This is a genomic window from Marinovum algicola, from assembly GCF_900109145.1.
Classification (GTDB): Bacteria; Pseudomonadota; Alphaproteobacteria; order Rhodobacterales; family Rhodobacteraceae; genus Marinovum; species Marinovum algicola.
This window is the reverse complement of the sequence record NZ_FNYY01000002.1, coordinates 233,485-245,574: the sequence shown is the minus strand read 5'-3', so window position 1 is coordinate 245,574 and position 12,090 is coordinate 233,485. Positions and strand designations below refer to the sequence as shown.

General features: G+C 64.3%; 12 protein-coding genes. 11 read left to right on the top strand and 1 reads right to left on the bottom strand.

The genetic code is table 11. The annotated features are described in order from the left end of the window. The first annotated feature begins 94 nt into the window (after positions 1 to 94). The 4 genes from BMW90_RS04155 to BMW90_RS04140 all read left to right on the top strand — a co-directional run bounded on the left by BMW90_RS04155 (position 95) and on the right by BMW90_RS04140 (position 3,103). The gene (locus BMW90_RS04155; RefSeq protein ID WP_074835141.1) at positions 95 to 1,087 is read left to right on the top strand and encodes a LysR family transcriptional regulator; all 993 of its coding nucleotides are present in this window, start codon (positions 95 to 97) and stop codon (positions 1,085 to 1,087) included. A 383-nt stretch (positions 1,088 to 1,470) separates the two neighbouring features. Continuing rightward, positions 1,471 to 1,761: a hypothetical protein gene (locus BMW90_RS04150; protein ID WP_074835139.1), complete on the top strand. Its 291-nt coding sequence runs from the start codon at positions 1,471 to 1,473 to the stop codon at positions 1,759 to 1,761. Beyond that, the gene (locus tag BMW90_RS04145) at positions 1,762 to 2,898 is read left to right on the top strand and encodes a WD40 repeat domain-containing protein (RefSeq protein WP_074835138.1); all 1,137 of its coding nucleotides are present in this window, start codon (positions 1,762 to 1,764) and stop codon (positions 2,896 to 2,898) included. A 25-nt stretch (positions 2,899 to 2,923) separates the two neighbouring features. Further along, positions 2,924 to 3,103, top strand: coding sequence for a hypothetical protein (locus tag BMW90_RS04140; protein WP_048530918.1), 180 nt, complete (start codon positions 2,924 to 2,926; stop codon positions 3,101 to 3,103). Here the strand turns inward: BMW90_RS04140 and BMW90_RS04135 are convergent. Continuing rightward, positions 3,100 to 4,053: a hypothetical protein gene (locus tag BMW90_RS04135; RefSeq protein ID WP_074835137.1), complete on the bottom strand. Its 954-nt coding sequence runs from the start codon at positions 4,051 to 4,053 to the stop codon at positions 3,100 to 3,102. The two genes, BMW90_RS04140 and BMW90_RS04135, sit on opposite strands and share 4 nt — an antisense overlap. A gap of 83 nt (positions 4,054 to 4,136) precedes the next feature. Between BMW90_RS04135 and BMW90_RS04130 the strand changes: the two genes are divergently transcribed. The 7 genes from BMW90_RS04130 to BMW90_RS04100 all read left to right on the top strand — a co-directional run bounded on the left by BMW90_RS04130 (position 4,137) and on the right by BMW90_RS04100 (position 12,076). After that, on the top strand, positions 4,137 to 5,375 hold the full coding sequence (locus tag BMW90_RS04130) for an RNA polymerase factor sigma-54 (protein WP_074835136.1): 1,239 nt from the start codon (positions 4,137 to 4,139) through the stop codon (positions 5,373 to 5,375). A gap of 472 nt (positions 5,376 to 5,847) precedes the next feature. Next, a complete protein-coding gene (locus tag BMW90_RS04125) occupies positions 5,848 to 7,512 on the top strand; it encodes an aromatic/alkene/methane monooxygenase hydroxylase/oxygenase subunit alpha (protein ID WP_074835134.1) in 1,665 nt (554 codons plus the stop codon). Between the two features lie 76 nt (positions 7,513 to 7,588). Continuing rightward, positions 7,589 to 8,647, top strand: a complete 1,059-nt coding sequence (locus tag BMW90_RS04120; protein ID WP_074835133.1) for a 2Fe-2S iron-sulfur cluster-binding protein — start codon at positions 7,589 to 7,591, stop codon at positions 8,645 to 8,647. 47 nt (positions 8,648 to 8,694) lie between these two features. Next, positions 8,695 to 9,756, top strand: coding sequence for an aromatic/alkene monooxygenase hydroxylase subunit beta (locus tag BMW90_RS04115; RefSeq protein ID WP_074835131.1), 1,062 nt, complete (start codon positions 8,695 to 8,697; stop codon positions 9,754 to 9,756). Between the two features lie 21 nt (positions 9,757 to 9,777). Further along, positions 9,778 to 10,152 carry an MmoB/DmpM family protein gene (locus BMW90_RS04110; protein ID WP_048530927.1) on the top strand — a complete coding sequence of 125 codons (375 nt, stop codon included), beginning with the start codon at positions 9,778 to 9,780 and terminating at the stop codon, positions 10,150 to 10,152. A gap of 90 nt (positions 10,153 to 10,242) precedes the next feature. Next, positions 10,243 to 11,268: an amidohydrolase family protein gene (locus BMW90_RS04105; protein WP_074835130.1), complete on the top strand. Its 1,026-nt coding sequence runs from the start codon at positions 10,243 to 10,245 to the stop codon at positions 11,266 to 11,268. Between the two features lie 4 nt (positions 11,269 to 11,272). Continuing rightward, a complete protein-coding gene (locus tag BMW90_RS04100) occupies positions 11,273 to 12,076 on the top strand; it encodes an iron-sulfur cluster assembly protein (RefSeq protein ID WP_074835129.1) in 804 nt (267 codons plus the stop codon). Positions 12,077 to 12,090: the final 14 nt, after the last annotated feature.

Genomic DNA, 12,090 nt, shown 5'->3' with positions numbered 1-12,090 from the left:
CCGCTCTCTCGTGTGATGAAACTTGCGCAAAGCATGCGAAGCGGGCAATCATAGATCAAATAGATAATCGGAATTTTCAATATAGATGAAATCTATGATCCCGCCTGATCGGCCCGACGCCCCCGACAACGATCCGCATTTCGAACCCGAGCGCATTGCCCGCGAGCTTGACTGGAACCTGCTGCGCACCTTCGTGGTGCTGGCCGACAGCCGGTCTGTCACCGAGGCGGCGCAACGCCTGCGGCTCAAGCAGCCGTCGGTTTCGGCGGCGCTGCGGCGGCTCGAAGAGCGGTTGGGTCGCAAGCTGGTCGACCGGTCGCCGGGGCATTTCGCCCTGACCGATGCCGGCCGTCTGCTCTATCGCGAGGCGGTCGAGATCAACGGATCGGTGCTGCGGCTCTCGACGCTGGTGCGCGAACTGACCGACGAGGTGCAGGGCCATGTGAAGATCTGCGCCGCAAGCCATGTGGTCTGCCCGCTGCTCGATCAGGCGCTGGCCGAATTTCATCGCGCCCATCCGCGCGCCAGCCTGTCGATCGAGGTGCATTCCAGCGCCGATGCGATCGCCGAGGTGATGGCCAAGCGCGCCTCCTTTGCGGTCTGCCTGGTGCGCGATCACAATCCGCGGCTGGAGTACCGCCGGCTCTACCGCGAATTCTTCGGGCTGTTCTGCGGCCCGGCGCATCCGCTGTTCGGGCGCGACGATCTTAGCCTCGCCGATCTCGCCGGGCATGCCTCGGTCAGCTTCGAGACCGACCGGCTTCAGGACGTGCTGCGGCCGGTCACGCTGATGCGCGCCCAGGCCGAGCTGGGCCAGCGCATCACCGGCATCTCGTCGCATCTCGAAGAGGTGCGGCGAATGATCATCGCCGGCCTCGGCATCGGGCCGCTGCCGGTGCATGTGGCGGCGCGCGATGTGCGCGACGGGCTGCTCTGGCAATTGCCGCCCTACAGCGATCTGCCGGCGATCGACGTGCATGTTGTCTGGAACAGCCGGGCGGTCAAGAACCGCGCCGAAGACCTGTTGTTGCACGGCATCCTCGACGCCATCGAGGCCACGCCGATGGAGGCGCGCACCTACCGTTGACCGGTCTCAGCCACCGGACGGGCAGCCCATTCGGCCATGCCCGGGATCAAGCAATTGATTCGCCCGGGCCGCCAACCCGGAAAAGCCTTCCGCAATGCAGCGAGGCCACCTGTGGAACGCGCCGTTACACAGCGCGAACGGAAGCGTAACGCAACTTTACACTCTTGCGGCGCGCGGCCCGAAAATGCCGCGAATTCCGCCCGCCGCGCCCGAAAACATTGCGTCACCCAGTTGCTGGGCTAGCCTGTTCGCCACTCAAGACCATCGGCCATCCGGGGAGGGGAGACGATGCGCGACAGACCTTTGGCCCAGGAGCAGTCCGGGGGCCCCGGAGACGTGCGGCCTTGGCCCGGCCCTTTGCCCGCCGAAGGCCGGGGGATGCCATGACAGATCGGCTGCGCGACATCGACGCCATCCTCCGCGACCGCCTGGCAGCCACGCAGGCGATTGCGGAGGCCAATACCGAACAGATGCGGCTGAACCAAAAGGCGAGCGGCATGATGGTGCTCGAAATGAAAGACGCCCGCGACGGCGTGACCGACAGCGAGCACGAAGCGGCCATGGCGCGCAACGCGGCCGCGCTGGATGACAATCTCCACAGGATCACCCGGTTGGAACAGGCGCTCTCGTCGCTCGACGAAGAGCTGGCTGCCGCCGTCAGGAAGGACAGTTGAATGACCGAACACAAACCGCCGCAAGCGATGACGCTTTTCGATCTGATCGCCCGCACATGGGCGCTGAAAACCGAGGTCAGAGGCCTGGCCTTCAACGCCAGCGGCAGCGCGCTCTCGGCGCTGCTGGCGGATGGCCGGCTGGCCTTCGTTTCGGTCAAGGACGCCGAAAGCCCGGACAGCCGGGTGCGGGTCGAGGCCGATACCGGACGGGCCAACATCCGCCCGAGAACCAAGCCGCTGCCGCCGCCGGTGATCACCGAGGTGCCGGTCGCGCGGCTGGAGGTCCGGCCCGGCCGCCTGGGCGATCAGGGGCTTGCCTTTGCCCATGCCGAAACCGGCCTGTTGTGGCGCGCCACCGCCCGTGGCCAGGTGCTGGCGATGAACGCCGCCCCGCGTTTGGCGCCGACGGCGCTGGCGGCGCTGCCGCGGGCCGGCCTGCTGGCGGCGGGTTTCGGCAGCCGGCTGTCGCTTCTGGCCGAGGCGGGCGGCGCCGAGATCGCCTGTCTCGAACTGCCGCATGCGGTCGCGCGGATTGCAGTTTCGGCCGATGAAACCCGGCTTGCCTGCTGGGGCGACGGGCAGGTGAGCCTTGTGGGAGTCAAAGAGCCGGCGCTTGGCTCGACGATTGCCTGTGCCGGCGATCTGCTCGAACTGACGTGGTCGCCCTGCGGGCGCTGGCTGCTGGGCGGTTGCCGCGACAAGGCGCTGCTGCTGGTCGATGTCGCGGCCGGCACGGCCGACCGCATCGTCGATTTTCCGGCGCCGGTGCACAATGTGGCTGTCAGCCCGGCGGCCGATGCGATGGTCGCCTCCGGGGCCTTTCGCGTTGTCGGCTGGCGCTTGCCCGATCTGCCGTTCGGCACCCACGACGGCACGCCGATCGAGACCGGCAAGCCGGGGCTGACGCTGGTGGACCGGATCGCCGTGCACCCCAGCCGCGATCTCTGCGCGGTGGGATATGGCACCGGGCTGGTGATGCTCTGCCGCATCGGCCATGGCGACGAGATGCTGGTGCGCGAGGGCACTGGCGATGCGGTGACCGCGCTGGCCTGGTCCGACGATGGCGCGCATCTTGCCATTGGCGGCACCGACGGCGGGCTGTCGATCGCGACATTTCCGAACAACATGTTCAAGTAAGACGAAACTTCAGGGAGGGAGACCCATGACACAAGCGCTGACCACGGAAGAGCAAAGCAAGGACCGCTACTTTCAGCAACTGGCCAAGGTGGCCGAGGAAATGGTCGAGGACCACGGCAAGGATTTTGCCGCCGGCGCGCTGGTTCTGGCGGCGCGCTGGGTGGCGGAGAACCGCCTCGGCACGCCGCAGGACGTCAAGCACTAGTGACGTTTCGCCGTCTGCCGGGGGGCGGTGGGCGGCGCCGAAAGACTCTGGATCTGATTGACGAGAATGTCGCAGAGCGGCGCGGCCAGGGCGGCCAGCGGGCTGGGCTGCGTCTCGTCGCGGGCCGCCGCTTTCAGCGCCCGGGTCAGGGCGGGTTCGACCAATTGCGCAAAGGCGCAGAGCTCATGCATGCGGAAGGTAGCAAAATGCAGCGAGTCGCCGTTCAGCAGAACATGGTCCTGCGGCCGGGCGGGCACGCCGGTGGACAGCGCATTGCTGTGTACCGCCGCCCCCAGCGTCGTCAGCACCGATTTGCGCCACTTGGCATAGTCGGTGTCGGCGGAATGATCGATGCCCACGGCATAAAGCCGTTCCGAGATGCTGCGAAAGGCGCGGCCGCCGGCGATATGGCGCCGCCAGAAGTCGCTGGCCTCTTCGGCGGTGCGGCAGGCGGCAAAGCGCGCCGCCAGTTTGCGGCGGATCAGGATCACCAGCGCCATGTCGACATCTTCCGAGATCGCGCGCGCGATCTGCATCGCCGGCATCGGCAGGTCGGTCAGCGCCAGCAGGCGCAGCGCCGCCAGCTGTTCGGTCAGCCGCGCCGAGATCGCCGCCAGCCCGTGCCATTGCGCCGGGCTCAGCCCCGGCGTGCCCTGCTGTCGCCCGGCATTGGCAGCACCATGCAAGGCCCGCACCCAGATCACGGATTGATCGAACAGGAACACGAGATCCACATCGGTGCTGCTGGCCGAGGTCTCGACGCGGGGCAGTGCGCGAAAGCCCTGAAGGCTGCGGATGGCCAGGCGCCAATGGCTGTCGAAATCGAGGCCGGCGGCCGACCAGAGCTGGGTAATCCGCGCCAGAAGCTGCGGCGACAAACCGGGATAGGACAATTCGGGCGCGGCGCCGTCAAGCGGCACGATACCGCCGATCGGGGGGTGTTGGCTCATCTCGCAGCGGTCCCTGAGGTTCGTTCACAGAGGATAGCCGGGCCGGGCGGCGCAGGGCCAGTGTTTTGTCGGGAGGCGGGCACATGAGGCCGGGTCTGCACCTGCGCGCACGGCAAAGCCAGGTATTCCGGCTGGGCCAGGTGGTGCGGCTGTTGCAGATGTCGGCGGCCGAGCTTGACGCCCATCTGGCCGAGGCGGCTCGCGACAATCCGATGCTGGTGCTGCGGCCACGACCGCTGGCGCCCGGGGCCACCGATGTGCTTGAAATGGCGGCGGTGGCGGAGGCCAACAGTCTTTATGACCACGTTTTCCGTGAGCTTACCGGGCTGATCGGGCAGGGCGGGCTGATGGCCCGGGTGATCACCGCGCTGGTCGCCGAGCTGGAGCCGTCGGGCTGGCTCGGGCGCGGGGTCGACGAGATTGCCGAGGGGCTGGGGCTGGGACAGGATCTGATCGCCGCGGCGCTGCGGCTGGTGCAGAAACGGGTCGAGCCGGCGGGATTGTTCGCGCGGGACTTGCAGGAATGTCTGCGGCTTCAACTCGAAGAGCGCGACAGGATGAGCGCGGCCATGCGGCTGGTGCTGTCCCATCTTCCGGTGCTCGAAACCGGCGGCCCGGCAGGTCTGGTGGCGGCCACCGGGCTGGCGGCAGAGACGGTGCAGGCCTGCCTCGCGGAGCTGCGGCAGCTCGATCCCAAGCCGGGCAGTGGCTTTTCCAGCGATCCGACGCTGATGCGTGAACCCGATGTCCGGCTGACCCCCACAGGCGATGGCTGGGAGATCGAATTCCTGTCGTCCTTGCAAGAGGATGTCGCCATCTCCGGTGTGCCGCGCGGCACCGGCGCCGAGACGCGGGCGGCGCTGGCCCGGGCGCGGGCGCTGAAACAGGCGCTGGCGATCCGCCGTTCGGCCCTGCGGCAGGTGGTGGGCGAGATCGTCGCGCGCCAGGGCGCCTTCTTCCGCGACGGGCCGGCGGCGCTGGCACCGATGACCATGTCCGAGATCGCGGCGGAGACCGGGTTTCATCTCAGCACCGTCAGCCGGGTGTTGAACGGCCTTCTGATCGAGGGTCCGAACGGGATCACCGCCGCACGGACGCTGTTCGGCGGCGCGGCTTCGGCGGCGGCGACACAGTCGAAACCGGCGGTGCAGGCACGGCTTCGCGCCTTGCTGGCGGGCGAGAATCCGAGACAGCCACTGTCCGACCGGCGGCTGACGGCGCTGCTGGAAGGCGAAGGCATCGCGATCTCGCGGCGGGTGGTGGCGAATTACCGGCGGGAGATCGGGGTTCCGGCAGCCGCAAAACGCCGGCTGCGGGCCTGATCTCCACCTCTCATTCCCTCCCGAGACCGAACACAGAACGGCGTCCGGCTCACCCGGGCGCCGTTTCGTGTTGCATACCTGACCGGGCCGCCGCTGACGGGTGTAACGCGGTGTAATGTCGCGGCTGAAACAGGGTGTAACGTTCTGCGACACTCTGGCCCTTTTCGGCGCGTCACGACCGTAGGCCCGAAAACCTGCGCAAGAAATTTCATCAAAAATAAACGTTCTATATCAGCGTATTAGCGAAAAAATACCGCGCGACTTTTACAAAGCCCGAATTCTGGAACCGGTCTTGCCACAAGTAGGGCACAAGCCGCGGCGTCCACCGGACGGGCGGCAGCAAGAACGAAGGACGGGAGCGCGATCTCCACAACCTTTGCCGAGAACCGGCGCCCCCGGGCGCGCAAACGAAACGGCAAAAGCCGCCAACAGGCCGGGCACCCGGCCGCAGAGCTGTAAGGAGGCTCATGGCATGACTTTGACGCTTAACAAGATCACGTCGCAACGTGGTATCTCGGTTGGGGAGGCCACCAAGAAGATCTCCGATCTCGGATGGAATCCGTCTTACGTGCAGGAGGCCAGCACCTTCCCGACGGATTACAAGATCACCAAGGCCCCGCGCGACCCGATGAAGCAGGTCCTGCGCTCCTACTTCCCGATGGAAGAGGAAAAGGACAACCGGGTCTATGGCGCGCTGGATGCCGCCCTGCGCGGTGACATGTTCCGCAATGTCGAACCCCGCTGGATCGAGTGGATGAAGCTCTTTCTGGCGATCATCCCGTTCCCCGAGATCTCGGCCGCGCGCTCGATGGCCATGGTGGCGCGCCTGTCGCCGGGCGAGGACCTGCGCACCGGCTTCACCATGCAGATGGTCGATGAATTCCGCCACTCCACGATTCAGATGAACCTGAAGAAGTGGTACATGGAGAACTACATCGATCCGGCCGGTTTCGACATCACCGAAGAGGCCTTCGGCAAGTGCTACGCCACCACCATCGGCCGGCAGTTCGGCGAGGGGTTCATCACCGGCGACACCATGACCGCCGCCTGCATGTATCTGACCGTCGTGGCCGAGACCGCCTTTACCAACACGCTCTTCGTGGCGATGCCGTCGGAAGCGGCGCGCAATGGCGACTATGCGCTGCCCACGGTGTTCCTCTCGGTCCAGTCGGACGAGAGCCGCCACATCGGCAACGGGCATTCGCTGCTGATGGCGGCGCTGAAGGAGCCCGAGAACCACCTTCTGCTGGAACGCGACCTGAAATACGCCTTCTGGCAGAACCATGCCATCGTCGACGCCGCCATCGGCACGTTCATCGAATACGGCACCACCAACCGCGACAAGGAAAAGGAATCCTACGCCGAGATGTGGCACCGCTGGATCTTCGAGGATTACTACCGGACCTACATGCTGCCGCTCGAGAAATACGGCGTGAAGGTGCACCACGACGACGTTCAGGAAGCCTGGAAGCGGATCACCGAAAAGAACTACGTCCACAAGGTCGCACAGTTCTTTGCCGTCGGCTGGCCGGTCAACTTCTGGCGGATCGAGGCCCAGACCGAGAAGGACTTCGAGTGGTTCGAGCACAAGTACCCGGGCTGGTACGCCGAGTTCGGCGAGTTCTGGAAATGGTACGCCAAGCTGTCGAAGCCGGGCGAGACCGTCGTCACCTTCAATCAGGACACCGGCTATGTCTATCCGCACCGCTGCTGGTCCTGCCTCGTGCCCTGCCTGATCCGCGAGGACATGGTGGTCGACGAGATCGACGGCGAGCTGCACACCTTTGCCCATGAGCTGGACCGCTGGACCGCGGTCGAGGCCTTTTCTGATGAATTCCAGGGCCGGCCGACCCCGGCAATGGGCAAGTTCTCGGGCAAGCGCGAATGGGAAAGCGTCTATGACGGCTGGGATCTCGCGGATGCGATCAAGGACCTCAACTTCGTCCGCGACGACGGCGAGACCCTGACCGCCCAGCCGCACCTGCGCTTCGACAACAAGGACATGTGGAAGCTCGAGCATGTGCGCGGCCACACCCTGCGTTCGCCGCTGAACATGCTGCGCAACATGAACGAGGCCGACCGCGCGGCGCATATCGCCGAATACCAGGCCGGCTTCACCATCAACCCCTGCAACTGATCGCAGACCGCGGGGGCCGCATCCGGCCCCCGCACCCCGAGGCGTCAGACGGCGCGTCGATGAAAGGGAGGACACGATGACGGACACGTATAACGTCCGATTGGAACCGGTCGGTGTGGAATTCGAGGTCGAAGACGGCGAATACATCCTCGACGCCGCGTTCCGCCAGGGCATTGCCCTGCCGCACGGCTGCAAGGAGGGCCAATGCTCGGCCTGCAAATGCGTCCAGCTCGACGGCGAGAGCGAGATGGAGAATTATTCCACATTCGCGCTGAACGACATGGAAAAGGACGGCGGCCATATCCTGATGTGCCGGTCGCTGGCGTTCAGCGATCTCGAGATCGAACTTCTCAACTATGATGAGGAGGTGCTGTCGAAATCCATTCCGGTCAAGCAATACTCCGGCAAGATCGTCGACTTCCAGAAACTCACCCATGACATTCGCGGGGTTCAAATCGAACTGGATGCGCCTTTGAAATTCTGGGCGGGCCAATATGTCGACATCACGGTCAAAACCGAAGCGGGGGAGGAGATTACACGCTCGTTCTCCATGGCAAATCCGCCGAGCGAAACCCAGAAACTCGGCTTCATCATCAAAAAATACCCCGACGGACGGTTCAGCAACGAGCTTGACGACGGCGGCATCAAAGCCGGCGCCGACGTCCGCGTCGAAGGCCCCTACGGAATGTGCTTCCGACGCGAGGACCGACAGGGACCGGTGATCCTGGTGGGCGCGGGCTCGGGCATGTCACCGGTCTGGTCGATCCTGAACGACCACATCGCCAGCGGCGAGGACCGCCCGGTCTATTTCTACTATGGCGCCCGCTCGCAAAGCGACCTGTTCAAGCTCGACGAGATCGCCGCGCTGACCGCCGCGCATCCAACCGTCGAGTTCATCCCGGTGCTGAGCCACGAGGACGAGGCCAACGGATGGGAGGGCGCGCGCGGCTTCGTGCATGAATACGTCGACAGCCATCTCAAGGAGCTGGGGATCGACGGCGCGGGCGATGTCTATGCCTGCGGCCCGCCGCCGATGATCGACGCGCTGACCCCGGTGCTCTTCATGCACGACTTCGACACCGATCGCATCTTCTACGACAAGTTCACCCCCACTTCCGGTTCTTCGACCCATTGAGACGGGTCGAACGCTAGTGACGTGAACACAACACAAGGGAGGCTACCATGGTAGCAACATCAAGTTCTGTCGGATCCGGCGCTGCCGGCGCGGCGCAATTCGCCGGCTCGAAAAGCCGCAAATACAACTACTTCGAGCCGCGCGGCAAGCGGGCGACGCATTATGAGGACGTCACCGTCGACGTGCAGCCCGATCCCGAGCGCTACCTGATCCAGAACTGGATCATCGAATTCGAGGGCGGCAAGGGCGGCGGCGCCTATCGGAAGGACAACACCGCCGCGCTGTCGTCGAACTGGCACGCCTTTCGTGCCCCGGATCAGGAATGGGAACGCACCCATTACCAGCGCCAGTCCAAGATCGAGACCATGGTGCAGAACGTCATCGCCAATGCCCGCAAGGCCGGCGCGCACAAGGCTTTTGACAAGGCTTGGCAGATGATCCTGCAAAAGCACCTGGGCGCTTGGAAACACGCGGAATTCGGCCTTGGCACCTCGCTCATGCAGGCGCAGCGCTATGGCTACACCCAGATGATCAACAATGCCACGCTGACCAATTCGTCTTACAAGATGCGCCTGAGCCAGGACATCACGCTCTATCTGGCCGAAATCGGCATGGACATCGACGGCTGGTCGGACGAACTGGGCAAGCAGGCCTGGCTGGAGGACCCGATCTGGCAGCCCTGCCGCGAGGCGATCGAGACGATCATGGGCTCCGAGGATTACCTCGAGCAGTATTTCGCCATCAACATCGTGTTCGAGCCGATGGTGGGCGAGCTGGTCCGCTCGGGCTTCTTCATGCAGGCGGCGGCGGCCAACAATGATTTCATCACCCCGCCGGTGATTTCGGCCGCCGAGGCGGATTTCGAGCGCAATCTCGCCAATACCGTCGATCTGATCTACCTGCTGGCGCATGACGAAGAGCACGGGCCGCACAACCGCGCGCTCTTCAAGTCCTGGCTCGCGAAACATGGCGCCCTGGCCGAAAAGGCCGCCGCCGCATTGCAGCCGATCTGGTCGCAGCCGCATTCCAAGCCGGTGTCCTTCGAAGACGTGAAAGCGGTCTCGAAAGAGCGCCTCGATCACATCGTCGCCGAGCTGGGGCTCGAGTAACCTTCTGAAAGGAAAAGAGATATGTCTACCGTAGCGCGCAATGCGTCGAACCAGAACATCTTCAAATCGATGAAGGACATCGATCTGACCTCGCGCGAAGTCTCGCATCAATGCGGCGTCACCATGAACGACAGCGTCGAGGCCCGCGCCATCGCCGAATTCATGGAGGAGAACGACCCCAGAGTGACGATCACCTACAACCCGGCGACCATCCGCATCGACGGCGAGGGCAAGCTGATCTTCAAGATGGACGAGATCACCGAATACCTCGGTCGCGAGATGACCGCCGAGACCTTCGAGGTCAATACCTCCACCCACTACGGGCGGATGGTGCGCGTCGACGACGACACCGTGATCCTGTTCGGCGACATGAACGAGGTTATGGAATACATCTGATCGCCGCGTTTCGCGGATGACCGGCTCCGGGGTCCGGCACCCCGACCCCGGAGCCGACAGCAAACTCAGCCACACGCAAGGGAGGACACCATGTACACGACCAAGGACGGAAAAGAGATCTTCGTGCTCGACGGCCACACCCATTTCTGGGACGGCAGCCCCGAGAACCAGGCCAATGTGCACGGCAAGCAGTTCATCGAATGTTTCTACGCCTATCACACCAACCTCAGCCCGCCGGAACAGCTCTGGGAAAAGGCGAAGTTTGAGAAATACAGCGAAGACGACATCTATCGCGACCTGTTCGTCGACGGCCCCAATGACATGGCGATCATCCAGACCACGGTGCTGAGCGACTTCTACAAGAAGGGCTTCGGCTGTCTGGAACGTTCGAACGAGATGGCCAAGCGCCACCCCGAGCGCTTCATCGTCAACGGCAGCTTCGATCCGCGCGATGGCGAGAAGGCGCTGGAATACATCCATTACATGAAGGAGACCTACGATATCTCCGGCGTGAAGATGTACACCGCCGAGTGGAACGGTGACAGCAAGGGCTGGGCGCTGAACGATCCGGCTGCCTACAAATGCTTCGAGCTGTGTGACAAGCTGGGCATCAAGAACATCCACGTCCACAAGGGCCCGACGATCATCCCGCTGTCGAAGGATGCGTTCAGCGTCGATGACGTCGATTACGCCGCCACCGATTTCCAGAACCTGAACTGGATCGTCGAACATTGCGGTCTGCCCCGGCTCGACGATTTCTGCTGGATCGCCACGCAGGAAACCAATGTCTATGCCGGGCTTGCCGTGGCCATGCCCTTCATCCATTCCCGCCCGCGCTACTTCGGCGAGGTCATGGCCGAACTGCTCTGGTGGGTGGGCGAGGACAAGATCCTGTTTGGCTCGGACTATGCGATCTGGACGCCGAAATGGCTGGTCGATCAGTTCATGGACTATCAGATCCCCGATGACATCTCGGCCGAGCGCGGCGGCGTGCAGCTGACCGACGAAATCAAGGAGAAGATCCTCGGGCTCAACGCGGCGAAACTCTACGGCATCGATGTCGCCGCCAAGAAGGCCGAACTGGCCGGCGCCCCCGTGCAGATCGCGGCGGAGTAGGGGCATGCTGGTCGCCAATCTGAAAAAGGAACTGGAGCTCGAGGTCTGGGAGCGTCTTGATGGCGTGACCGACCCCGAGCTGGATGAACCGATCACCGACATGGGCTTTGTCGAAGCGGTCGAGGTGACGGATGCCAGAAAGGTGCGGGTGGCGTTTCGCCTTCCCACCTACTGGTGCTCGCCGAACTTCGCCTTTCTCATGGCCTTCGGCATCCGCCGCGAGGTGATGGCCTTGCCCTGGGTGGCCGAGGCCGAGGTGCTGCTCAACGATCACTGCTTCGGTGACAAGGTCAACGAAGGCGTCAACAGCGGCCGCGCGTTTACCGAGATCTTCGCAGAGTACTGCGACGGCGCGCGGCTGGACGAGGTGGTGGAAACCTTCCTCGCCAAGGCCTTCGACCGGCGCCAGGAGACGGTGCTCTTGGGGCTTCAGGCGCTGGGCCACGAACCGGCAGAGATCACCGCGATGACGCTCGGCGCGCTGCGCCGGGTGGCGTTCAGCGGTGAAGAGGAGCTGCGGCAATTGCCGCGTTACCTCGACCTGCTGCTGGCGCAGGGGCTGGCATCAGAGCCGCAGGACCTGGCCTTTCCCACCTGGGACGGTGACGAGATCGCGCCGCATGAGCTGCGCGCGCATCTGACCAAGCTGCGCAGCACCCGGATCAACATGGAGTTCAACGGCGCGCTTTGCCGGGGGCTTGCCAAGACGCGCTACAAGGAAGTCGAGATCGGGCCCGACGGGCCGCAGCTGATCGACTTCATCGCCGGGCGGGTGCCGCCCCGCGACGAGGGCGTGACGGCCACCTAAGCGGCCGGCATCAC